Genomic DNA, 23,415 nt, shown 5'->3' on the forward strand with positions numbered 1-23,415 from the left:
AGTCCGGGGCACCCGCTCCCGCATGTTCAGACCACGTCGCGGCGCATCGGCACCAGCACCGCCACCGCCGCGGCCACCAGGGCGTAACCGGCCAGCAGCAGTCCGCCGCCCACCGGGGAGAGCAACGAGACGGGACTGGTGGCCAGTTCGCCGGCGACAGCCTCGGCGACGTAGGTGAAGCTGGTCAGGGAAGCCGTGGCGCCGCCGGGGAGCAGCGGGTAGACCAGGTTGACGCCCGGGACCATCATGAGGATCAGCTCGCCCATGTAGAGGTAGCCGATGACCACGGCGAGGGCGACGGTCATGTTGCGGATCAGCGCGCCCATCGCCACCCCGAGCAGGGTGTAGACCGCCATCGTCAGGGCCAGCCGCAGCAGCAGCTCCCAGACGGTGCCCGCGGCCAGGCCGGGCGTGACGCCCCGCGCGGCCAGCGCCCCGTAGAACCCGGCCCCCGCGCTCACCGCCAGCACCAGCCCGTAGACCAGTCCGGCGCCCCCGAAGGTGACCAGCTTGGCGGTGAGCACCTGCCAGCGCTTCGGCGCGAAGAGGAAGGTGTACGTGGCGGTGCGGTGCCGGTACTCCGCGGTCATCGCCAGCGTGCCGAGGGCGGCCGGGACGAAGACGGTGAAGCCGAGCATCCCGAGGACGGAGAGCACACCCTCCTCGGTGTCCATGCCGGGCATCGGCGGGCTGAAGTTCTCCGGGCCCACGACGGCCATCAGGCCGACCAGACCGCCGCCGAGCAGGACGGCGGTCACCAGCGCCCACCGCCACATCCTGGTCGCCGCCAGCCGGCGGAACTCCGCCTTGATCAACGCGTTCACCGTGCGTCCCCCTCGTACTGCCCGGCCTGTCCGGCCCGGTCCTGGGTCAGGTCGAGGAACAGCTGCTCCAGGCTGCTGTCCTCGGCGCCGAGTCCGTGCACCCGCAGCCCGGCGGCCGCGGCCAGGTCGGCCGTCTCGGCGGCGGTGAGCCCGCTGACCCGCAGCGAGCCGTCCTCGGCGGTGGCCACCTCGGCGTCCGGGCCCCGGCTGCCGTCGAGGATCAGCGCCCGCAGCTGCTCGGCGTCGGGCGAGCGGACCAGGACGGTGGCGGGCCGGCGCCGCGCGATCTCCGCCAGCGGTCCGGCGGCGACCATCCTGCCGCGCCGGATCACCACGACGTCGTCGACGATCTGCTGGACCTCGCTGAGCACATGGCTGGAGATGAGGACCGTGCGGCCCTCGGCGGCCAGTTCGCGCAGGAAGGTACGGAGCCAGGCGATGCCCTCGGGGTCGAGGCCGTTGCTCGGCTCGTCCAGCAGCAAAACGCTCGGGTCGCCGAGGAGGGCGGTGGCGAGGCTGAGCCGCTGCTTCATGCCGGTGGAGAAGGTGCGGGTGCGGCGGTGGGCGTGCTCGGCGAGGCCGAGGCGGTCCAGCAGCTCGGCCACCCGGCTGTCCGGATGGCCGCCCATGGCGCAGTAGATCCGCAGGTGGTCGCGGGCGGAGTGGTTGGGGTGGAAGGCGCCGGCGTCGAGGACCGCGCCGACCGTCCTGGTGGGGCGGTCCAGCTCCGTGTAGCGCCGGCCGCCGATGGTGGCGGTGCCCTCGGTGGGGGTGACCAGGCCGAGGATCATGCGCATCGTGGTGGTCTTGCCCGCGCCGTTGGGGCCGAGGAAGCCGGTGACGACCCCCGGCTCGACGGCGAAGCTCACCGAGTCCACGGCGGTGACCTCGCCGAACCGCTTGGTCAGGCCCCTCACCTCGATCCCGTACGCGTTCACCGGCCCCTCCCCAGGTGGTGGGCGAGCTGCTCGGCGAGGTGGTCGGCCTCGTCGACCGAGAGCACCAGCTCGTCGAAGTCGGCGGAGGCGGCGGCGCGGTCCAGCCGGACGTGCAGTCCGGGCGAGCCCCGGTAGGCGGCGACGAGCTGGCGTGGCCCCTTGACCAGGCCCCAGGTGCCGACCTTCGCGAAACCGGAGACCTGCAGGCCGCTGCGGGTGCCGTGGGCCTCGCGCAGCGGGTCGCGGACGGGGTCGACGCGGCGCAGGGCCGCAAGCGGAACGGTCACCTTGTCGCGCTTGAGCCACATCCGCTCCCAGCCGCTGAACGTCACGGTGAGGTCGGTGCCGGAGATCTTCATCAGTGCCATGGGGAACTTCCCATCCCTCGGGGGACCCGTGAGGTCCGCTGCGGCTTCTGCGCTGGCCATCTGTTCTAGTAGTTGTATATCAGATAGATTGAAGCTGTGCAGCTCCTACTCGATCTCGACAGCGAGGTCCCGATCTACCAGCAGATCCGGGACCGGGTGGTGGAATCCGTCGCGGACGGCACGCTGGGTCCGGGCGCTTCACTGCCCTCGACCCGGCAATGCGCCGTCGACCTCGCGATCAACTTCCACACCGTCAACAAGGCCTACGACCTGCTCCGACGCGAGGGGATCATCCGCATCAACCGCAAGAGCGGCGCGGTGGTCCACCCCGACGTCGGCCGTGCCACGCCCGAACTGCGGGCGAGCGAGGACTGGCGGCCCCGGCTGCGCGTCCTGCTCGCCGAGGCGGTCGTCCGGGGCGTGCCCGAGGCGGAGGTCGCGGCGTACGTCCGCTCGGCCCTCGACGGGTTCGCGCTCGGCCGGGCGGACGAGGAGAAGGACGGAGGTGGATAGGGGATGGTGACCGCACGACCGGGCGGCCGCCGCGTATTCGGCGCTCGCCGAAGACGGTTGCGGTCCGGGCCGCCGGCGGGGGAGGTTGCCGGACGGTGCCGGGCGCGCGGCCGCGCGGCGGCGCACCCGGCAGGACCGCTCCCGCGAGGCCGCTCCCATGACCATGACTGCCATGACCATGACTTCGTCGGACGGATCAGGTGAACGCCGTGCTCGTCAGCCTTCTCGTCAACTCCACGGTGCTCCTGCTCCTGGGCGCCGTCTTCTACGCGGCACCGAGCCCGCGCCTGAGTCCGCACGCGGTGCCGTTCGGCGTCCGGGTGCCTCCCGGCCGGGCCGAGGCGCCCGAGGTCCACCGGGAGCGCCGCCGCTACCGGGCCCTTCTGCTGCCCGCCACCGCGGTCCTCACCGCGGTCTCGCTCGGCCTCGGCGCCCTCACCGACAGCGCCCTGGTCGGCTCCGTGGCGGCGCTGGTGCTCTGCGGGGTCGCCGCCGTGCTCTGGCTCCGCGCCCACCAGGCGCTCACCCGCGCCAAGGAGGAGGGCGGCTGGTACGAGGAGCTGCGGCAGGGCGTCGCCATGGACACCTCGCTGCGCACCGACCCGGTGCGGATGCCCTGGCTCTGGGTGGTCCCCTCGCTGCTGGTCCTCGCGGTGAGCGCGACGGCCGGGGCCTTCGCCTACCCGGAGCTGCCGGACACGCTGTGGCTGCCCGAGCGCTCCCCCTCCGGCACCGCCTACCGCGCGTTCGCCACCACCTTCTGGTCGGCCTTCAGCCTGGTCCTCGCCCAGCTCGCGGTCACCCTCACCATGGTCGGCACGGTCGCCGCGGTCCTGCGGGCCCGTGCCGACGTGGACGCCTCCCGGCCCCGCGCCAGCGCGGCCGAGTACCGCCGCAGGCTCGTCCTGACCGCCCGCGCCCTGCTGGGGGTGGGCGCGCTGCTCAACGTGATGCTGTTCGGCCTCTCCGCGATGATGTGGACCGGCAACCGCTCGGGCGCGCTGCTCGCGGTGGTCGTCGGCGTGCCGACGCTGCTGGCGGTGGCCGGCGCGGTCTACCCCTTCCTGCCGATGGCGCGGGCCGGGGCCGGGGAGGACGAGGCGACCGGCCTGGTGACGCGGGACGACGACCGGTTCTGGCGGGCGGCCGGGACCATGTACGTCAACGCCGACGACCCGGCCGTGCTGGTCCCCAAGCGCGTCGGCCTGGGCTGGACGGTCAACCTCGCCAACCGCCGCCTCCTGGCCGGCTGCGCCGTGGTCCTGGTGCTGGGCGCGGCGGCCGGCGTGGTGCTCGCCCTCGGCTGACCGCGAGGGCGGGGGTGCCCGTTCCGCTTGCAGTCAACTCCCCTGTGACCAGCGGCTTTCCGCTGCTGCTGAAGCTGATTGCGGTAGCTCCCGGCGCACGGGAGTCTGGTGAGGCAGGCGAGGCATGTCCCGCCGCCCCCGTAGGGGCTGTCCGGTGGATCTTCGTGGGCCTGCGACGCCTGGCACGCGCTCTCGCCGTACGCCCGCCTCACCCGGGTACTTCCAGTACGAGGGGGATCCGGGCGCACGCCGGGAGCACGCACCGGACGCCGCTCCGTGACGGGTAGACGTTGCCCGTCACGCCACCGGCACGTGGACGGGCGGTTTCCGGCGCGTCCGGACAGAGCGGACGCCGAGGGGGTGCGCAGCACAGGCGCCGGTGCCGCGCAAGACCGCCTTACCGGCCATCCCCACCGGTCCCGTTCGTATACGCCACTTGTGGCCGGTTACGCTCATGACATGCATGCCTGGCCCGCTTCCGAGGTCCCCGCCCTGCCTGGTCAGGGCCGCGACCTGAGGATCCACGACACCGCGACCGGCGGTCCGGTCACCCTCGACCCCGGTCCCGTCGCCCGTATCTACGTCTGTGGCATCACTCCGTACGACGCGACCCACCTGGGTCACGCGGCGACCTACAACGCGTTCGACCTCGTCCAGCGCGTGTGGCTCGACACCAAGCGGCAGGTTCACTACGTCCAGAACGTGACCGACGTCGACGACCCGCTCCTCGAGCGCGCCGAACGCGACGGCATCGACTGGGTGGCCCTCGCCGAGAAGGAGACCACCCTCTTCCGTGAGGACATGACCGCCCTGCGGATGCTGCCGCCGCGGCACTACATAGGCGCCGTCGAGGCGATACCCGGCATCGTGCCGCTCGTCGAGCGGCTGCGGGACGCGGGCGCCGCCTACGACCTCGACGGGGACGTCTACTTCTCCGTCGAGTCCGACCCGCACTTCGGCGGGGTGTCCCACCTGGACGCCGCCGCGATGCGCCTGCTGTCCGCCGAACGCGGCGGCGACCCGGACCGGCCGGGCAAGAAGAACCCCCTCGACCCGATGCTGTGGATGGCCGCCCGCGAGGGCGAGCCCAGCTGGGACGGCGGTTCCCTCGGGCGCGGCCGGCCCGGCTGGCACATCGAGTGCGTCGCCATCGCCCTGGACCACCTCGGCATGGGCTTCGACGTCCAGGGCGGCGGCTCCGACCTCGCCTTCCCGCACCACGAGATGGGCGCCTCCCACGCCCAGGTGCTGACCGGCGAGTTCCCCATGGCCAAGGCCTACGTGCACGCCGGCATGGTCGCCCTGCACGGCGAGAAGATGTCCAAGTCCAAGGGCAACCTCGTCTTCGTGTCGAAGCTCCGCGAGGACGGCGTCGACCCCGCCGCCATCCGGCTCGCGCTCCTCGCCCACCACTACCGCGCCGACTGGGAGTACACCGACCAGGTCCTCCAGGACGCCGTCGCCCGGCTGGGACGCTGGCGCGCGGCCGTGTCCCGGCCCGACGGCCCGTCCGCCGAGGCGCTCGTCGAGGAGATCCGCGAAGCGCTCGCCGCCGACCTGGACGCTCCGGCCGCACTGGCCGCCGTGGACCGCTGGGCCGCGCTCCAGGAGGAGCACGGTGGCACGGACGAGGGCGCGCCGGGCGTCGTCTCTCGTGCGGTGGACGCGCTGCTGGGCGTGGCGCTGTAGGGATGTGGGGCTCGGGGGCCGGGCACCCGGGCGCCGAGCGGAAGGGGCGCCTCCCCGTGGAGAACGGGGAGGCGCCCCTTGTCGTCGTGTTCCCGGCCGACCGGACCGTGAGCCGGGTCCGCGAGCCCGGTCCGCGAGCCCGGACGGTGAGCCCGGACCTCGGGGTCGGCTTTGCGACCGGGTCTTGCGGCCGGACGTTGAGACCGGGTCTTGAGACCGGGTCTTGAGACCCGGTCTTACGGCCGGGCCTCGGCTCAGTCCTCGGGAGGCTCGTCGTCGTCCGTGCCCGGCTTCGGGGGCTTCGGCGGCTTGGCGCGTGGGCCCGGGTTGTCCCGCAGGTAGGACGCGGCGTCGCTGCCGTCCGCCGTGGCGTGGCCGCCTGAGCCGGCCGGACCGGCCCCGTCCCGGCGCCGCAGATACCGTTCGAACTCCCGTGCGATCGCGTCGCCGGACGCCTCCGGCAGCTCCGCGGTGTCCCGGGCCTCCTCCAGCGACTGGACGTACTCGGCGACCTCGCTGTCCTCGGCGGCCAGTTGGTCCACCCCCACCTGCCAGGCACGCGCGTCCTCGGGCAGTTCGCCCAGTGGGATACGGATGTCGATCAGGTCCTCCAGGCGGTTCAGGAGGGCCAGCGTCGCCTTCGGGTTGGGCGGCTGCGACACGTAGTGCGGTACGGCGGCCCACAGCGACACCGCCGGAACCCCCGCGTGCGTGCACGCCTCCTGGAGGATGCCGACGATGCCCGTCGGGCCCTCGTACTTGGTCTCCTCCAGGTCCATCCGCTGGGCCAGGTCCGGGTCGGACGTGACGCCGCTGACCGGGACCGGACGCGTGTGCGGGGTGTCACCGAGCAGGGCGCCCAGGACGACCACCAGCTCCACACCCAGTTCGTGCGCGAAACCGAGGAGCTCGTTGCAGAACGAGCGCCACCGCATGGACGGTTCGATGCCCCGGACGAGCACGAGATCACGCGGCTTGTCGCCGCCGACCCGGACCACCGAGAGACGGGTGGTGGGCCAGGTGATCTTGCGTACCCCGCCGTCCATCCACACCGTGGGACGGTTCACCTGGAAGTCGTAGTAGTCCTCGGCGTCCAGCGCCGCGAAGACCTCGCCCTTCCACTCCTTGTCCAGATGCGCGACCGCGGCGGAGGCGGCGTCGCCGGCATCGTTCCAGCCCTCGAACGCGGCCACCATGACCGGGTCGATCAGCTCGGGAACCCCCTCGAGCTCGATCACCCAGCGCCTCCTTCCGACGTGCCCTCGCGTACGCCCCAACCTTACGGCGTGCGCAGGGGGCGCCCGCAGCCCCCTTGCACGGGGGAGTGAACGGATCACTGCCCCGATAGCCACCCCGGAACACCCCTCAGTCATCCGAGCTGTGAGCGCAGTTGCGCGAGCCGTCCTCCGAGCCGCCAGGTCAGGGCGCTCCAGCGGGCGCGCGGGCGGGTGGCCCGACGTCAGTGTCCGTGCGGTTTCACCCGGCCGTGCGGCGGCGGCCCGTAAGGGTGTCATCCGGCCGGCCGTGCGGCGGCGGCCCGTGCGGGGGGCCCACCCGGCCGTGCGGCGGCGCCGAACCCGCCCCGTCACCGTGGCCGTACGCGGCTCGCGGTGTGGAGCGCGGCAGTCGCGACCGCACGACGCTCACAGCGTCGAGCGCAGCCACTGCTCCACGCTCGCGATGTGCACCGTCGCCCAGGACCGTGCCGCCTCCGCGTCCCGGTCCCGCAGCGCGCCCAGGATCGCCCGGTGTTCGCGCAGGGTGCCGGTGACCGCGTCCTCCTGCGTGAGGCCGCGCCAGATCCGTGCCCGCGTGGTGGGGCCGGAGAGTCCGTCGAGCAGGGAGCACAGCACCGAGTTGCCGGAGCTCTGCACGATGCCCCGGTGGAAGTCGAGGTCGCAGGCGACGAGTTCCTCCACCGAGGGCGCCTCGCCCAGCTTGTCCAACTGGGCGCTGAGGGCGTCCAGTTGCTGCTCGCTGATGCGGGTGGCCGCCATCGCCGTGGCGGCCGGCTCCAGAATGCGGCGGACGGCGAGGAACTCCAGGACGGTGTCGTCGCGGTGGAAGTCCACCACGAAGCTGAGCGCCTCCAGCAGAAGCTGCGGGTCGAGGCTGGTCACATAGGTGCCGTCGCCCTGCCGTACGTCCAGGATGCGGATCAGGGACAGCGCGCGCACCGCCTCCCGCAGCGAGTTGCGGGACAGCCCCAGCTCGGCGGCGAGTTCGCTCTCCTTGGGCAGCCGGTCGCCGGGACGCAGCGCGCCGGAGACGATCATGCCCTTGATCTTCTCGATCGCCTCATCGGTGACTGCCACGGCCGCCTCCCTGTCGCCCGGACATCGGATGTCTCAGCACATTATGGGGCCTGTTCAGGCGACTGCCGCCAGATCGGCGATCACGGCCCGCCCGCCGGGTGTCCCCGGTTCCGGCGGCAGCCGCCGCCGGGGCCCGGTTCCGGCTGCCGGCGCCCCCCGGTCGACGGAGGTCTCCGACCCGTATGCCACGTCTCGACATGCGAGACGTGCCCGCCGTTGCTGCGAGGCGGATACCGCACTCCCGGGGCGGCTTCCGGCCTCCCGTACAGCGGCCTCGAACTGTGGTTCGTAGAGGTCATGTACCGTGGCGAGCACCACCAGAACAGCAGGAGTGCCCCGTTATGCACCAGGAACTGCGCGCCGTCGACTGGACCGGAACCGGTCTGGCGCTGATCGACCAGACCCTGCTCCCGGCCCGCACCGAGACACGGCTTGTCCGCGATGTGGACACCCTGGTGGAGGCGATCCAGCGGCTGGTGGTGCGCGGCGCTCCCGCGATCGGTGCGGCCGGCGCCTACGGGGTCGCCCTGGCGCTGCTCCAGGCCGACCGGGAGGGCTGGTCCCGCGAGGAGACGCGCGCCGCCGTCGCCCGCGTCCGCGCGGCCCGCCCCACCGCCGTCAACCTCATGGTGTCCGTGGACCGTGTCATGACCCGCTTCGACGAGGGCCTCGACGCGGTGCTCGCGGAGGCCGCCGCCGTCCAGCGCGAGGACGTCGAGGCGAACCGGGCGATGGGCGCGCACGGCGCCGACTGGCTGCTCGAGAAGACCGCCGCCGACCGCCCGCTGCGCGTCCTGACCCACTGCAACACCGGCGCCCTGGCCACCGCGGGCTGGGGCACGGCTCTCGGCGTCATCCGTGAACTGCACGCCCGTGGACTGCTCGAACTGGTCTACGCGGACGAGACGCGCCCGCTGCTGCAGGGCTCCCGTCTGACGGCCTGGGAGCTGGTCCAGGAGGGCATCCCGCACTATGTGCAGGCCGACGGCGCGGCCGCGGGCACGATCCTGCGCGGCGCGGTGGACGCGGCGATCGTCGGTGCGGACCGCATCGCGGCCAACGGTGACACGGCGAACAAGGTCGGCACCGTGGGCGTCGCCCTGGCATGCGCCGACGCCGGCGTCCCGTTCCTGGTGGCGGCCCCCACCACGACGGTCGACCTGTCGACGAAGACCGGCGACGACATCCACATCGAACTCCGCGACGAGGCCGAGGTCCTGGAGTGGGCCGGCGTACGGACCGCGCCCCTCGCGTCGCGCGGCCACAACCCCGCCTTCGACGTGACGCCGGGGCGGCTGGTGACGGCGCTGGTCACCGAACGCGGCGTGCTGGAGGTCGCGGCCGGGCAGCTGCCGGGGGAGTGCCTGCGCTGACGCCCGCCGCCCACCCGCGCCCGGGGCGGCCGCGCACACGACGAGGAGGCGGCCCGGTCACCGTGACCCGGCCGCACCCTGACATGGCGTCACTTCTGGGTGAGCTCCAACTCCAGCAGCCACTCCACGACTTCGGTGTGGTGGCGGGCCTGGCGCGGGTCGGCACCCCACACGTACAGGCCGTGCCCCGCGACCACCACCGCCGGCATCAGCGGATTGCGCGCCGCCTCCAGCCGGTCGCCGAGCACCTTCATGTCCTGGCTGTTGGCGATGACGGGCAGCGTCACCTCGACGTCGTGCGCGGGCTGTCCGACACCCTTCAGCATCTCCACGTCCCTGAAGGCGACACCGCTCGGCGCCCGTCGTCCCATCGCGACCGACGCCACGGTGTGCACGTGCACCACCGCGCCCGCACCGGTCAGCGCGGCCACCCGCGCGTGCAGCTCCGCCTCGGCCGACGGTGTGCCCCCGTGCACGGCGGCGCCGTTCCCGTCCACCAACACCACGTCGGAGGGCGTCAGTTCACCCTTGTCGTGGCCGCTCGCGGTGACCGCGAGCAGCAGCGGGTCGCGGGAGAGCACCACGGAGAGGTTCCCGGAGGTCCCCCGCATCCAGCCGAAGGAGGCGAAGCGGGCGGACTCGGCGGCGAGCACCGCCCCCGCCTCCTCCAGGTCGAGTGCGCTGATGTCGGCCGTCATACGGAACTCCCGGACGTGCTGAGGGTGATCGCGTCGAACGTCCCCGCCTGCGCGTGGTCGCCGACGCCGTGCTCGTAGTACGGCTCCCCGGGCCGCCGGACGCCGACCGTGTGCCAGCCGGCCTCGCGGGCCGCGTCCAGCTCGCCCGGCCGGTCGGACAGGAACAGGAGGCGGGAGGGGGCCACACCCGTCGCCTCCGCGATCCGCCGGTAGGACGCCGCCTCCTGCTTGGGCCCCGCGTTCTCGGTGTCGTACAGACCGCGGACGAGAGGCGTCAGGTCGCCCTCCGGGCTGTGCGTGAACCAGGCCCGCTGCGCCGCGACCGACCCGGAGGAGTAGACGTACAGGCGCACGCCCGCCGCGTGCCAGTCGCGCAGCGCCGGGACGACGTCGTCGTAGAAGTGCGAGACCAGGTCGCCGCGTGCGAAACCCTCGGCCCAGACGATCCCCTGGAGGGTCTTCAGGGGCGTCGCCTTGCGGTCCTCGTCCAGCCAGGCGTTCAGGGCCTTCTCCACCGCCGCCGCGTCGGCGCCGGGATCGCCGGTCAGCTCCCGCACCTGGGCGATCGCCCGCGCCACCGCCGGCTCGGCGCCGCGCTGGGCGAGCAGCGCCGCGAAACGCGCCCGTGAGTACGGGTACAGCACGTCCACGACGAACCCGGTGGCGCTCGTGGTGCCCTCGATGTCCAGCACCACGGCGTCCACGTCGAACGCGGGCACCTCCAGCGTCACGCGGCTGCCCGGTCCCGCTCGTGGCCCGCGGCGATCGAGTCGTAGTCCGGGAAGCGGCCGGCGATGGCGGAGCCGGTGAAGTTGCCGATCCAGCCGTCCTCCTCGTGGAAGAAGCGGATCGCGGTGAAGGCCGGCCGGGTGCCCATGTCGAACCAGTGCGTGGTGCCGCGCGGCACGCCGAGCAGATCGCCCTTCTCGCAGAGGACCGCGTGCACCTCGCCGTTCACGTGCAGGTAGAAGATGCCGGAGCCGGAGACGAAGAAGCGCACCTCGTCATCGTCGTCGTGCGTGTGCTCCTGGAGGAACTTCGCGCGGGCGGCCGCCGCCTTCGCCGGGTACTCCGGGTCGTCGCCCGGGTGCAGGCCGAGCACGTCGACGGTGGTGAAGCCCTCCTCGGCGTTCAGCTTGTCGATCTCCGGGCCGTACGCGGCGAACACGGCGTCGCTGCCGGCGTCCGCGGGCACGTTCCCGCGCACGGGCCACTGCTCGTAGCGGACACCGAGCGGCTTGAGCGCCGCAGCGATCTCGGCGGGGTCCGAGGTACGGCGCACGACGGTCTCGGGGCCGGACTCGGGCCAGGTCGTCAGCAGGGTCATGAGAGCAACTCCAGTGGGCGGGACGAGGGTCCGAATGCCGAGACGAGCATCCGGGGTGCAGACGGAACGCGGGCGGCGACGGCCCTGCCGTGCGCTGCGCGGCAGGCCGGAACCGCGATGGTAACGCCACGCGCCTCGCCGACCGCCTGTGACGAAGTTGTTGTCTCAACCAATGAGAATCCGTGTCCAGGGCTTTGACGCATGACTGAAAACCTTCCCATGATCTGCGTATGAAGACGCTGCTGCTCGTACGGCGGCTGTACGTGGACTTGCTCCGGTCGACCACAGCCAGCTGTCGCTGACCTCACCCGGAGCCCTGTCACGCCCACCTCACCGGGCGCCCGCCGTCTGCCCGCACGATGGCGCATTCCTTTCCCTCGCTCCGGGGCAAGCACCCTCCCTCTCCCTCCCCTCGCACCACCGCACCTGGAGCCCCTCATGTCCCGTACCCGTGTTCCCCTGGCCGCGCTCTCGCTGGCCTCCGCCTCCGCGCTGCTGCTCGCCGGATGCTCGCAGTCCACGGACGCCTCCGAGAAGACCGGCGCCAGTGCCGCCCCGGCCTCGGCGGCCACCGGCGCGAAGCCGGCCCCCTTCAGCAAGGGCACGGTCAAGGTGGCCCTGGTCCGGCAGAGCGGCGCCGGCGACTACTTCGAGCAGTGGGGCAACGGAGCCAAGGCGCAGGCCAAGGCGCTCGGTGTCGACCTCACCGTCTACGACGCCCAGGCCGACAACGCCAAGCAGGCCACCGACCTGTCCTCCGCCATCAACTCCGGCGCACAGGCGATCATCATCGACCACGGCTTCCCGGCGACCATCCAGCCGGAGATCGACAAGGCCGTCAAGAAGGGCATCAAGGTCGTCGTCTACGACGTGGAGACCTCCACCAAGGGCGTCGTCAGCACCGAGCAGGACGACGCCAGCATGGCGCAGGCCGTCCTCGACGTGATGGCCAAGTCGGTCGGCAAGGACGCCAAGGTCGGCTACGTCAACGTGGCCGGCTACGCCGCCCTCGACAAGCGCGACACCGTCTGGAGGAAGACGGCCGCAGCGCAGGGCTGGAAGCAGGAGTTCAAGGTCGGCAAGGTGACCGACTCCACGGCCACCGACAACGTTCCCCTGGTCTCCGCCGCCCTCACCCAGCACTCCGACGTGACCGGCGTCTTCGCCCCCTACGACGAACTCGCCAAGGGCACCGTCCTCGCCGTGCAGAACAAGAAGCTCCAGGACAAGGTGAAGGTCTTCGGCGCGGACGTCTCCAACGCCGACATCCAGAACATGACGGCCGACGGCAGCCCGTGGGTCGCCACCGCGGGCACCGACCCCTCCGCCGTCGGCGCCGCCGTCGTGCGGACGGCCGCACTGGAACTGGCCGGACAGCTGAACAAGGCCACGGTCTCCTTCCCGGCCGTCGCCATCACCCAGGACTTCCTGCACGAGAAGAAGATCGCGAACATGGACCAGCTGCGCGAGGCACTGCCCGCGCTGAACCTCTCCCAGGTCAGCACCGCGGACTGGATCCCCAATGTCGCCCACTGAGTCGCCCGCCGACCCGCCCGTCGGTGCCGGGGGCGCGGCGGCCGCGGTCGGCCTCCGTGACGTCAGCATGGCCTTCGGCGGCAGGACGGTGCTCGGCTCCGTCTCCCTCGACATCGCCCCGGGCAGCGTTGTCGCGCTGCTCGGCGCGAACGGCGCCGGCAAGTCCACCCTGATCAAGATCCTGTCCGGGGTGCACACCGGGTACGGGGGAGAGGTACGGGTCGACGGCGCGCCGGTCGCGCTCAACTCCCCCCTCGCCGCGCGTCACCTGGGCATCCAGACGGTGCACCAGCGGATCGGCGAGGGCATCGTGCCCGGCCTCACGGTCGCCGAGAACCTGGTCTTCGAGGAGCTGGCGCGGCGGCGCGGCAACCCGTTCCTGAACGGCCGCCGCATCCTCGCCCGCGCCCGCGAGATCCAGTCGGCTCTCGGCCTCGACTGGAGCGACACCGTCCTGCGCCAGGACGTCACCGAACTCGGCATCTCCGACCGGCAGTTGCTGATCCTGGCCCGCGCCCTGGCCACCCGCCCCCGGCTGCTGATCCTCGACGAACCGACCTCGGCCCTGTCCGCCGCCGAGGCACGGCGCCTGTTCACCCTCGTCGAACGGATGCGGGACGACGGCATCGCCGTCCTCTACGTCTCCCACCGCCTCGGCGAGATGGACGCGCTCGCCGACCGGCTGGTCGTCCTGCGGGACGGCCGTCTCACCGGCGACCAGGCCAAGCCCTTCGACTGGGACGCGGCGCTGCGCGCGATGCTCGCCCAGGCGCAGGAGGCGGCGACGGCCCGCCCGGTCAGGGAGAACGCGCGGGGCGAGGTGGCGCTGTCCCTGCGCGGTGTCCGGCTCTTCGAGGGCCGGACACCGCTGGACCTCGACATCCGGGCCGGCGAGGTCACCGGCGTCGTGGGCCTGCTGGGCGCGGGCAAGACCGAACTGGCCCGCGGGCTGTTCGGCGCCGAACCCCTCACGGCGGGCTCCGTCGAACTCGACGGCCGGCCGTACCGCCCTCGCCGCCCCGCCGACGCCATCCGCGCGGGCGTCCACCTGGTCCCCGAGGACCGGCACGCGGACGCCCTCGTGCCGGGCTGGTCGCTGGCGCGGAACATCTCGCTGCCGTTCCTCAGGTCCGTGTCCACGGCGGGCTGGCTGCACGGCTCGCGCGAGGACGCCCTGGGCCGCGAGGCGATCGAGACGCTCGGGGTCGTCACCCGCGACGAGCACAGCACCGTCGAGGAGCTGTCCGGCGGCAACCAGCAGAAGGTCGTCGTCGGCCGCTGGCTCGCCGAGACCCCCCGTGTCCTGATCCTGGATGAACCGTTCCGAGGCGTGGACATCGGGGCGCGCCGTGACATCGGCCGCCGGGCCCGCGCCCTCGCCGCCGAGGGCGCCGCCGTCCTCGTCCTGTCCGCCGACGTCGACGAGGTCCTGGAAGTCGCCGACCGGGTCGTCGTCCTCGCGGCCGGCGAGGTCCACCTCGACGCGTACGGCCAGGACGCCGAACGCGACCGCGTGATCGACACCATCTCGGCGTCCGTCTGACCCACCGACCGGCGTCCGCCCGACGCACCGTCCGAAGCCGGCCGGCCCCGCCACACCAGGAAGCACGCCATGACCACCACACAGAGCACCGAGGTCCCCACCAAGGCGGCGCTGCCGCCCGCGACCTCCACCGCCCTGCGCGTCCAGAACGCCGTCATCAAGTACGGCTTCATCTTCGTCACGGTCGCGCTCTTCGCGTACTTCGCGCTCAGCGAGGGGTCCTTCCGCGAGTCGGCGACCCTCCTCGACACCCTCCGCTACGTCTCCGTCGCCGCGATCCTCGGCCTCGGCGTGACACTCACCATGGCCGTTGGCGGCATGGACATGTCTGTCGGTGCGGTGGCGGGCCTCGGCGTGACGGTCGCCGCCAAGACGATGGTGACGTACAACCAGGTCGGCTCGGTCGCCATCGTCGCCGTGATCGCGGCCGGCGCGCTGGCGGGCCTGCTCAACGCGCTCCTGATCGTCGTCCTCAAGATCCCCGACCTGCTGGCCACCCTCGGCACCATGTTCGTGATCCAGGGCACCAAACTCATCCTCGTCGACGGCCAGTCCATCACCCCCGGCATGACACAGCCGGACGGCACCACCGCGCCCGGCCGGTTCACCGCGGGGTTCCTGCGCATCGACCGCGGCACCGTCGCCGGCATCCCCGTCTCCGTCCTGATCTTCGGCGCGCTCACGGTCCTCGCCTGGGTCTTCCTGGCCCGCACCCGCTGGGGCCGGGTGCTGTACGCGATCGGTGCCAACGCCGAGGCCGCCCGCCTGGCCGGTATCCGCGTCGGCGCCTACCGGGCCCTGGCCTACGTCCTGTCCGGCGTCCTCGCCTCCGTCGGCGGCCTCATCCTGGCCTCCCGCATCGGCCAGGGCGACGTGTCGGCCGGCACCTCCCAGTTGCTGGAGGCCATCGCCGTCGCCCTGGTCGGCACCTCCGTCCTCGGCCGGGGCCGCCCGAACGTCTGGGGCACGGCCCTCGGCGCCGTCCTCATCGGCATCATCACCACCGGCCTCACCATCAAGGGCCTGCCGTACTACACGCAGGACGTCGTCGAGGGCGCGGTCCTCATCCTCGCCCTGGTCTTCAGCTTCACCCTGTCCAAGCGCCGTACCGCATAAGGGAGTTCACCACCGATGGGCTACCGCATCCTGGAGACCGACGACATCCCCGGCTACCTGCACGAGCGGGGTCACTGGGCCGACCCGGACGACATCCGCGTCCGCGAGGTCTCCGACGGCAACATGAACCGGGTGTTCCTCGCCGCCTCCACCGACGGCACCCGCAGCCTCGCCGTCAAGCAGGCCCTGCCCTGGGTCCGCGTCGCCGGCCCCTCCTGGCCGATGAGCCCCGCACGCGCCGACGCCGAGGCCCGCGCCTACGACCAGCTCGCCCGGGTCGCCCCCGACAAGATCCCGGCGATCCACGGCTACGACGGAGACAACTACGCCCTCGTCATGGAGGACATGTCCGACCTGGAGGTCCTCCGCACCCTCCTCAACCGGGGCGCGTCGTACGGCCCGCGGACCTCAGCCCGTATCGGTGAGTTCGTCGCCCAGCTCTCCTTCGCCACCAGCGACTTCGGCATGCCGTCCGCGCGGCGCAAGGCACTGGTCGCGGCCTCGGTGAACCCCGAACTGTGCAAGATCACCGAGGACGTGGTGCTCTCAGAGCCGTACGTCGAGCACGAGCACAACCACTGGCACCCGCAACTCGACGATCTCGCCGCCGAGTTCCGCGCGGACACCCGTCTGCGGACCGAGGTCGCCGACCTCCGCCACCTCTTCATGACGAGCGGCCAGGCGCTGCTGCACGGCGACCTGCACACCGGCAGCGTCATGGTCGGGGAGCGCCAAGGCACCCCGGTCGTAAGGGCCTTCGACCCGGAGTTCTCGTTCGTCGGCCCCATCGGCTTCGACCTGGGACTGTACTGGGCGAACACCCTGGTCTCCTGGGCGCGGGCCGACGCACTCGGCACCGTCACCGACCACGGCGACCAACTCCGCCTGTCCTGGGAGGCGTTCGAGGCCGAGTTCCGCCGGCTGTGGCCGGTCCGCGTCGACACCTTCTTCGACGACGCCTACCTCGACCGCTTCCTGCGCCGCGTCTGGACGGACTCCGTCGGCTTCGCGGGCACCGAGATCGTTCGCCGCGTCATCGGCTTCGCCCACCTGACCGACCTGACGACCCTGCCCGACCCGCGGCAGGTCCCGGCGTCCCGGCGCGCACTGCTCCTGGGCCGCGACCTGATCGTCCAGCGCACGAACCTGAGCGGACCGGCCGACGTGGAGGCGGCGCTGGCAGCACTGTCCTGAGGGCGGGACCAGGGCAGGCCCCGGACCGCCGCAGCACGCCCCGCCGGTGCGCCTTTCGGGGGAGCTCACGGAGGCACCGGGGGAGCGGCCGGGAGGGTGTCCACCCCTGGCGGCATACGGGTCCGGCACGGGATGCCCGGCGCATGCGGGCGAGGGGCGGCCCCTCCCGGGAGCCGCCCCTCGCCCTGCGCGGACGCCGCCGGGCGCCCGCTGTCGCCCTACTTCTTGTCGAGCAGGTCCTGCACCTTCGCCCGCACCTCGTCCGTGGCCAGACCACGGATCGTCAGGGTCGTACGGCGGCGCAGCACGTCGTCCTGCGTCTCGGCCCACTCGTGGTCGCGGGCGTAGACGACCTGCGCCCAGATCTCGGGCGCGTCGGGGTGGACCCGCTCGGCCAGTTCGGGGTTCTCGTTCGCCAGCCGGGCGATGTCGAAGGCCAGCGAACCGTAGTGCGTCGCCAGGTGGCGCGCGGTGTCGGCCGCCATCCGCGGACCGGGCGCCGGGTGGTCCACCAGGAGACGGTGAGCCACGGCCCGGGGGTTGGCGACGCCCGGCAGCGGCAGCTTCTTCGGCAGCGAGGAGACCGGCTCGAAGTCCTCACCCAGCGGGTGACCCGGCAGCGCCTCCAGCTTCTGCATCACCGTACGGCCGATGTGCCGGAAGGTGGTCCACTTGCCGCCGGCCACGGACAGCATGCCGCCCCTGCCCTCGGTCACCACCGTCTCGCGCTTTGCCTTCGCCGTGTCGCCGGGACCGCCCGGCAGCACCCGCAGACCCGCGAAGGCGTACGTGATCAGGTCCCGGCTCAGCTGCTGGTCGCGGACGGAGAACGCGGCCTCGTCGAGTATCTGGGCGGTGTCCTTCTCGGTCACCGCCACGTCCGCCGGGTCCCCCTCGTACTCCTCGTCGGTCGTGCCGAGCAGCAGCATGTCCTCCCAGGGGAGGGCGAAGGTGATGCGGTACTTGTCGATCGGAGTGGCCAGCGCGGCCTTCCAGGGGGAGGTGCGCTTCAGCACCAGGTGCGCGCCCTTGGACAGCCGGATGGACGGCGCCGCGTTCGCGTCCTCCATCCTGCGCAGGTGGTCGACCCACGGGCCGGTCGCGTTGAGCACGAGCCGGGCGTTGACGCCGAACTCGTCCCCGGAGGTGCGGTCGCGCAGGTCGGCGCCCGTCACCCGGCCCTTGGTGAAGCGCAGGCCCGTCACCTCGGCGTGGTTGAGGACCACCGCGCCCGCCTCGACGGCCGCACGGACCGTCATCAGCGCCATGCGGGCGTCGTTCATCTGGTCGTCGCCGTACACGGCCACGGCCTTGAGGTTGTCGGTGCGCAGCTCGGGCACGTCCTGCGCGGCCTTCGCCGGCGACAGCAGGTGCCCGACGCCGTCACCGAACGCCGACAGCGCGGAGTAGGCGAACACGCCCGCCCCGAGCTTCGCCGCGCCGTGCGGCCCGCCCCTGTACACGGGGAGGTAGAACGTGAGCGGGTTCGCCAGGTGGGGAGCCACCTGACGGGAGACCGCACGGCGCTCGAAGTGGTTCTCCGCCACCAGCCTCACCGCGCCGGTCTGCAGGTAGCGCAGACCGCCGTGGAGAAGCTTGGAGGAGGCGGAGGAGGTGGCGCCGGCGAAGTCGCCGGCGTCGACCAGAGCCACCCGCAGACCGGACTGCGCGGCGTGCCAGGCGGTGGAGATGCCCAGAATGCCGCCGCCGATCACGAGAAGGTCGTACGACGCCTTGGAGAGCTGCTCCCGGGTCTCGGCGCGGCTCGGGTGGGAGCCGGAGGCCGGGTGCGTCCCCAGGGCAGGCACGGACTGCAGGGTGGACTGACTGGTCATGTGGGGTTCTTACTCCTCGTCCTCGAGCCAGCCCATGGTCCGCTCGACGGCCTTGAGCCAGCTCTTGTACTCACGGTCGCGGGTCTCCGCGTCCATGCGGGGGGTCCACTCGGCGGCCCGTCGCCAGTTCGCGCGCAGGTCGTCGGTGCTGTTCCAGAAGCCGACGGCGAGGCCGGCGGCGTAGGCGGCACCGAGGCAGGTGGTCTCGGCGACCATCGGGCGCACCACCGGCGCGTCCAGGAAGTCGGAGAGCGTCTGCATCAGCAGGTTGTTGGAGGTCATGCCGCCGTCGACCTTGAGAGCCGCGAGCTCGACGCCGGAGTCCTTCGTCATGGCGTCGGTGATCTCACGGGTCTGCCAGGCCGTGGCCTCCAGGACGGCGCGCGCGAGGTGCGCCTTGGTGACGTACCGGGTGAGGCCGGCGATCACACCGCGGGCGTCGGAGCGCCAGTACGGGGCGAACAGACCGGAGAAGGCCGGCACGAAGTACGCGCCGCCGTTGTCCTCGACCGAGAGCGCGAGGGTCTCGATCTCGGCGGCGGTGGAGATCAGGCCCATCTGGTCGCGCATCCACTGCACCAGCGAACCGGTGACGGCGATCGAGCCCTCCAGGGCGTAGACCGGCTTGTCGTCGCCGATCCGGTAGCCGACGGTGGTCAGCAGCCCCGAGTAGGAGTTGATGATCTTCTCACCGGTGTTCAGCAGCATGAACGTGCCGGTGCCGTACGTCGACTTGGCCTCGCCCTCCGCGAAGCAGGTCTGGCCGAACAGGGCCGCCTGCTGGTCACCGAGCGCGGAGGCGACCGGGATGCCGCCGAGCAGGTCGCCCAGCTTCCCGCCGGTGACCTCGCCGTAGACCTCGGCGGAGGAGCGGATCTCCGGGAGCATGTTCAGCGGCACGCCGATGGACTCGGCGATCTTGTCGTCCCACTCCAGCGTGTGCAGGTTCATCAGCATGGTGCGGGAGGCGTTGGTGACGTCGGTGTAGTGCTTGCCGCCGTTGACGCCGCCGGTCAGGTTCCAGATGACCCAGCTGTCCATGGTGCCGAAGAGGATGTCGCCCGCCTCGGCGCGCTCACGCAGCCCCTCGACGTTGTCGAGCAGCCAGCGGGCCTTGGGGCCGGCGAAGTAGGAGGCCAGCGGCAGGCCCGTCTCGCGGCGGAAACGGTCCTGGCCGACGTTGCGGCCGAGCTCCCGGCAGAGGGCGTCGGTGCGGGTGTCCTGCCAGACGATGGCGTTGTGGACGGGCTCGCCGGTGTTCTTGTCCCAGAGGAGTGTGGTCTCCCGCTGGTTGGTGATGCCGATGGCCTTGATGTCGTCGCGGGTGATGCCGGCCTTCGCGATGGCTCCCGCGACGACCTCCTCGACGTTGGTCCAGATCTCGGTGGCGTTGTGCTCGACCCAGCCCGGCTTCGGGAAGATCTGCTCGTGCTCCTTCTGGTCGACGGAGACGATCCGGCCGTCACGGTCGAAGACGATGCAGCGGGACGAGGTCGTGCCCTGGTCGATCGCGGCGATGAACGGGCCGGCGGTGTGGGCGTCGGTCACTGTCTGCTCCTGGAGTTCCGTGGGTGAGGGGCGGTACGTACGGCGCGTGCTGTGGGGCTCGGTGCTCCCTGCTCGGCGGACGAGGCGAGGTGCCTCGTCCGGAGCAGGGACGTTCGATGCTCTAAGCGAAGGCGACGTTGTAGATGCCTGCGGCGACGGCCCCGCCGATCAGCGGGCCGACCACCGGTATCCAGGCGTAGCGCCAGTCGGAGCCGCCCTTGTTGGGCAGGGGCAGGAGGGCGTGCACGATGCGCGGACCGAGGTCACGGGCCGGGTTGATCGCGTAGCCGGTCGGTCCGCCGAGGGACAGACCGATCGAGACGACCACGAGCGCGGTGACCAGGGCGCCGAGGGTGCCCAGGCCGTTGCCCTTGTCGTTGAGGCCCTGGGTGAGGACCGCGAGCACCAGCACGACGGTGCCGATGATCTCCGTGGCGAGGTTCTGCCAGACGACCCGGATCTCCGGGCCGGTGGAGAAGACACCGAGCACCGGACCGGCGCCCTGCTCCTGGGCCTCGACGGCCTTGGTCCCCGTCGCCTGCGCGCCCGGACCGCCGACGATCTCCTTGTCGGTGAGGTGCGCGTGGAACTGGCCGTAGTAGGCGACCCAGACCAGGGTCGCGCCGATCGCGGCGCCGAGCAGCTGACCGGCCCAGTAGACCGGAACGTTGCTCCAGTCGTCGTCCTTGATCGCGAGGGCGAGCGTGACGGCCGGGTTCAGGTGGGCGCCGGACAGCGGCGCCGAGGTGTAGACGGCCGTCAGTACGGCGAAGCCCCACCCGAAGGTGATGGCGAGCCAGCCGGCGTTGCGCGCCTTGGAGGCCTTCAGCGTGACGGCGGCGCAGACGCCACCGCCGAGCAGGATGAGTATGGCGGTACCGATGGTCTCGCCGATGAAGATGTCGGAGCTGGACACCCGCGACTCCTTTGTCCTTCGTCCAGGGGACCGAACCCCGGGTCCCTCCGGGAGTTCGAGCTTGCTCTCGGGAGTGAGAGCGGTACGGCCCTTGGCTTGTCACACTCTAACGCGTATTGCCGGTAGGTGTTCGACAATGCCGACCGATGGACGGGAGTCTTGCTCCGGGGTTACATGCACGTCAAGAGCCCGGTTGGCCAAAACGCGATCGTTATTGATCGCCGTACGACATCGATACGAAATCGATCTTGCGTTCGGTCGCGGACGGCCCCACCGGGAGCACCCCGCGCGTGGTGGGGCCGCATCTCCCCCTGCGTCTGAGCATGACAAAAGGGCCGGAACATCACACCTGTTCCGGCCCGCTGTCCGTGCGGCGCTCAGAACCGCCCGGCGCCCAGGTCCCGCGACACCGCGCGGGCGCAGTCACGGACGGCCGCGATCAGCTCGGGGCGCAGCTCACCGTCCCGGCACAGTCGCTCCACGGCGCCGGTGATGCCGACCGCGCCGACCGGCATCCGCCGCCGGTCGTGAATGGGCGCCGCGACCGACGAGATGCCCTCCCAGGTCTCCTCGACGTCCGCCGCGTAGCCGCGCGCCCGCGTGAGGTCGAGGACGTGCTCGAAGTCCTCCGGCTCGTACACCGTACGGTCCGTGAACGCCTTGCGGTCCGCCTCCAGCGCCTCGCTGTGCGCGACCGGGTCGTAGGCGGACAGGACCTTGCCCAGGGCCGTGGAGTGCAGCGGCTGCATGGCCCCGATCTCCAGGACCTGCCGGCTGTCGTCGGGCCGGAAGACGTGGTGCACGATCAGCACCCCCCGTTGGTGGAGCACGCCCAGGTGCACGCTCTCCCCGCTGGAGCGGGCCAGGTCGTCCGTCCACACCAGGGCGCGCGCCCGCAGCTCGTGCACGTCGAGATAGGTGGTGCCCAGACGCAGCAGTTCGGCGCCCAGCTGGTAGCGCCCGGAGGCGTCGTCCTGCTCCACGAAGCCCTCGTGCTGGAGGGTGCGCAGGATGCCGTGGGCGGTGCCCTTGGCGAGGCCCAGCGACGAGGCGATGTCCGAGAGGCCGAGGCGTCGCTCGCCGCCCGCGAGCAGCCGCAGCATCGCGGCCGCCCGTTCGAGCGACTGGATGTTCCGTGCCATCGCCGTGCTGCCTCCGTCCCCTTCGACCGTCGACCCGCGACGTCGCTGCCGCCGTTCGGCAATGTCGAACACTACCGGTCGTCCCCGACCTCCCGCCAATGGTCGGTCCGCAACTGTTGCGTCACTGGTATCCCGTTGGTGGCCCGCCCGTCACCGGGTCCGTCCCGTGGACGCCCCCGGCATCTCCCCGCGGTCCCGGTTACCCTGGCGGCGTGCGCCGACCGCGGAGAGTTCCGCGGCCTCGCGCGAAAGCCGACAGCCGTCGCACCTAGAGGGAGCCCCTTCATGGCCTCGTCGCCACTGACCCCTTCCGCCGACAGCCGGACCCGTGTGTCCGAGCTTCGTGAGGCGCTCGCCACCCGTGTGGTGGTAGCCGACGGAGCGATGGGCACGATGCTCCAGGCCCAGGACCCCACACTCGACGACTTCGAGAACCTCGAAGGCTGCAACGAGATCCTCAACCTCACCCGCCCGGACATCGTGCGCTCGGTGCACGAGGCGTACTTCGAGGTGGGCGTCGACTGTGTGGAGACGAACACCTTCGGGGCGAACCACTCGGCGCTCGGCGAGTACGACATCGCCGACCGGGTCCACGAGCTGTCCGAGGCGGGCGCCCGCATCGCCCGCGAGGTCGCCGACTCCTTCACCGCCCGCGACGGACGCCGGCGCTGGGTGCTGGGCTCCATCGGCCCCGGCACCAAGCTCCCCACCCTCGGCCACGTCGGCTACGGCACCCTGCGCGACGGCTTCCAGCAGAACGCCGAGGGCCTGCTCTCCGGCGGTGCCGACGCCCTGATCGTGGAGACCACGCAGGACCTGCTCCAGACGAAGTCCTCGATCCTGGGCGCCCACCGCGCGATGGAGGCCACCGGGGTCCGCGTGCCCCTGCTGGTCTCGATGGCCTTCGAGACCACCGGCACCATGCTGCTGGGTTCGGAGATCGGCGCCGCGCTGACCGCGCTGGAGCCGCTCGGGATCGACATGATCGGCCTCAACTGCTCGACCGGCCCGGCCGAGATGAGCGAGCACCTGCGCTATCTCACCCGCCACTCCCGCATCCCGCTGCTGTGCATGCCGAACGCGGGCCTGCCGGTCCTGACGAAGGACGGCGCCCACTTCCCCCTCGGCCCCGAGGGCCTGGCCGACGCGCAGGAGAACTTCGTCCGCGACTACGGCCTTTCACTGGTCGGCGGCTGCTGCGGTACGACGCCGGAGCACCTGCGGCAGCTGGTG

21 protein-coding genes are annotated in these 23,415 nt (G+C 72.0%); 9 read left to right on the forward strand and 12 right to left on the reverse strand.

The features are described 5' to 3' along the window. Positions 1-26 precede the first annotated feature (26 nt). The 3 genes from AC07AZ_RS37305 to AC07AZ_RS37315 are packed head-to-tail and all read right to left on the reverse strand — an operon-like array spanning position 27 to position 2,130. On the reverse strand, positions 27-824 hold the full coding sequence (locus AC07AZ_RS37305) for an ABC transporter permease (protein WP_023418722.1): 798 nt from the start codon (positions 822-824) through the stop codon (positions 27-29). Beyond that, complete coding sequence (locus AC07AZ_RS37310) at positions 821-1,762, reverse strand: ABC transporter ATP-binding protein (RefSeq protein ID WP_033950790.1); 942 nt, start codon at positions 1,760-1,762, stop codon at positions 821-823. Before AC07AZ_RS37310 ends, AC07AZ_RS37305 begins: the two co-directional genes overlap by 4 nt. Further along, complete coding sequence (locus tag AC07AZ_RS37315) at positions 1,759-2,130, reverse strand: hypothetical protein (protein ID WP_023418720.1); 372 nt, start codon at positions 2,128-2,130, stop codon at positions 1,759-1,761. Before AC07AZ_RS37315 ends, AC07AZ_RS37310 begins: the two co-directional genes overlap by 4 nt. A 96-nt stretch (positions 2,131-2,226) precedes the next feature. On the opposite strand from AC07AZ_RS37315, the gene AC07AZ_RS37320 reads away from it, so the two are divergent. From AC07AZ_RS37320 to mshC, 3 genes are all read left to right on the forward strand, one after another. Beyond that, positions 2,227-2,643 carry a GntR family transcriptional regulator gene (locus AC07AZ_RS37320; protein ID WP_023418719.1) on the forward strand — a complete coding sequence of 139 codons (417 nt, stop codon included), beginning with the start codon at positions 2,227-2,229 and terminating at the stop codon, positions 2,641-2,643. Positions 2,644-2,852: 209 nt separating this feature from the next. Next, complete coding sequence (locus tag AC07AZ_RS37325; protein ID WP_023418718.1) at positions 2,853-3,950, forward strand: DUF1648 domain-containing protein; 1,098 nt, start codon at positions 2,853-2,855, stop codon at positions 3,948-3,950. 459 nt (positions 3,951-4,409) lie between these two features. Beyond that, positions 4,410-5,639 carry a cysteine--1-D-myo-inosityl 2-amino-2-deoxy-alpha-D-glucopyranoside ligase gene (gene mshC, locus AC07AZ_RS37330; protein WP_478855207.1) on the forward strand — a complete coding sequence of 410 codons (1,230 nt, stop codon included), beginning with the start codon at positions 4,410-4,412 and terminating at the stop codon, positions 5,637-5,639. 254 nt (positions 5,640-5,893) lie between these two features. On the opposite strand, the gene AC07AZ_RS37335 is transcribed toward mshC, so the two are convergent. Both AC07AZ_RS37335 and AC07AZ_RS37340 read right to left on the reverse strand, forming a co-directional pair. Then, positions 5,894-6,877: a PAC2 family protein gene (locus AC07AZ_RS37335; RefSeq protein WP_478855208.1), complete on the reverse strand. Its 984-nt coding sequence runs from the start codon at positions 6,875-6,877 to the stop codon at positions 5,894-5,896. A 405-nt stretch (positions 6,878-7,282) separates the two neighbouring features. After that, positions 7,283-7,954 (reverse strand): FadR/GntR family transcriptional regulator, encoded by a 672-nt coding sequence (locus AC07AZ_RS37340; RefSeq protein WP_478855209.1) that lies wholly within the window; start codon positions 7,952-7,954, stop codon positions 7,283-7,285. Positions 7,955-8,295: 341 nt separating this feature from the next. Here AC07AZ_RS37340 and mtnA point away from each other — a divergent pair, with 341 nt between their 5' ends. Continuing rightward, complete coding sequence (gene mtnA / locus AC07AZ_RS37345) at positions 8,296-9,327, forward strand: S-methyl-5-thioribose-1-phosphate isomerase (protein ID WP_478855210.1); 1,032 nt, start codon at positions 8,296-8,298, stop codon at positions 9,325-9,327. 89 nt (positions 9,328-9,416) lie between these two features. Here mtnA and mtnB read toward each other — a convergent pair whose 3' ends face one another. The 3 genes from mtnB to AC07AZ_RS37360 are packed head-to-tail and all read right to left on the reverse strand — an operon-like array spanning position 9,417 to position 11,352. Further along, positions 9,417-10,025: a methylthioribulose 1-phosphate dehydratase gene (gene mtnB, locus AC07AZ_RS37350; protein WP_478855211.1), complete on the reverse strand. Its 609-nt coding sequence runs from the start codon at positions 10,023-10,025 to the stop codon at positions 9,417-9,419. After that, complete coding sequence (gene mtnC, locus AC07AZ_RS37355; protein WP_478855212.1) at positions 10,022-10,756, reverse strand: acireductone synthase; 735 nt, start codon at positions 10,754-10,756, stop codon at positions 10,022-10,024. Before mtnC ends, mtnB begins: the two co-directional genes overlap by 4 nt. Next, a complete protein-coding gene (locus tag AC07AZ_RS37360) occupies positions 10,753-11,352 on the reverse strand; it encodes a 1,2-dihydroxy-3-keto-5-methylthiopentene dioxygenase (protein ID WP_478855213.1) in 600 nt (199 codons plus the stop codon). The genes mtnC and AC07AZ_RS37360 overlap by 4 nt, the downstream gene beginning before the upstream one ends. Positions 11,353-11,790: 438 nt before the next feature. On the opposite strand from AC07AZ_RS37360, the gene AC07AZ_RS37365 reads away from it, so the two are divergent. The 4 genes from AC07AZ_RS37365 to mtnK all read left to right on the forward strand — a co-directional run bounded on the left by AC07AZ_RS37365 (position 11,791) and on the right by mtnK (position 16,741). After that, a complete protein-coding gene (locus AC07AZ_RS37365; protein WP_478855214.1) occupies positions 11,791-12,888 on the forward strand; it encodes a substrate-binding domain-containing protein in 1,098 nt (365 codons plus the stop codon). After that, complete coding sequence (locus tag AC07AZ_RS37370) at positions 12,875-14,431, forward strand: sugar ABC transporter ATP-binding protein (RefSeq protein ID WP_478855215.1); 1,557 nt, start codon at positions 12,875-12,877, stop codon at positions 14,429-14,431. The genes AC07AZ_RS37365 and AC07AZ_RS37370 overlap by 14 nt, the downstream gene beginning before the upstream one ends. 69 nt (positions 14,432-14,500) lie before the next feature. Further along, positions 14,501-15,547, forward strand: a complete 1,047-nt coding sequence (locus tag AC07AZ_RS37375) for an ABC transporter permease (protein WP_478855216.1) — start codon at positions 14,501-14,503, stop codon at positions 15,545-15,547. Between the two features lie 15 nt (positions 15,548-15,562). Further along, positions 15,563-16,741, forward strand: coding sequence for an S-methyl-5-thioribose kinase (mtnK, locus tag AC07AZ_RS37380; RefSeq protein ID WP_478855217.1), 1,179 nt, complete (start codon positions 15,563-15,565; stop codon positions 16,739-16,741). Between the two features lie 218 nt (positions 16,742-16,959). On the opposite strand, the gene AC07AZ_RS37385 is transcribed toward mtnK, so the two are convergent. The 4 genes from AC07AZ_RS37385 to AC07AZ_RS37400 all read right to left on the reverse strand — a co-directional run bounded on the left by AC07AZ_RS37385 (position 16,960) and on the right by AC07AZ_RS37400 (position 22,182). Continuing rightward, positions 16,960-18,576, reverse strand: a complete 1,617-nt coding sequence (locus tag AC07AZ_RS37385) for a glycerol-3-phosphate dehydrogenase/oxidase (RefSeq protein ID WP_478855218.1) — start codon at positions 18,574-18,576, stop codon at positions 16,960-16,962. 9 nt (positions 18,577-18,585) lie between these two features. Beyond that, on the reverse strand, positions 18,586-20,124 hold the full coding sequence (glpK, locus tag AC07AZ_RS37390) for a glycerol kinase GlpK (protein WP_478855219.1): 1,539 nt from the start codon (positions 20,122-20,124) through the stop codon (positions 18,586-18,588). 121 nt (positions 20,125-20,245) lie between these two features. Then, complete coding sequence (locus AC07AZ_RS37395; protein ID WP_478855220.1) at positions 20,246-21,040, reverse strand: MIP/aquaporin family protein; 795 nt, start codon at positions 21,038-21,040, stop codon at positions 20,246-20,248. Positions 21,041-21,417: 377 nt separating this feature from the next. Continuing rightward, a complete protein-coding gene (locus AC07AZ_RS37400; RefSeq protein ID WP_478855221.1) occupies positions 21,418-22,182 on the reverse strand; it encodes an IclR family transcriptional regulator in 765 nt (254 codons plus the stop codon). Between the two features lie 285 nt (positions 22,183-22,467). On the opposite strand from AC07AZ_RS37400, the gene AC07AZ_RS37405 reads away from it, so the two are divergent. Continuing rightward, the coding region (locus AC07AZ_RS37405) for a homocysteine S-methyltransferase family protein (protein ID WP_478855222.1) at positions 22,468-23,415 on the forward strand (948 nt) is incomplete at its 3' end.

The sequence above is a fragment of the Streptomyces sp. NPDC043878 genome (assembly GCF_056435735.1).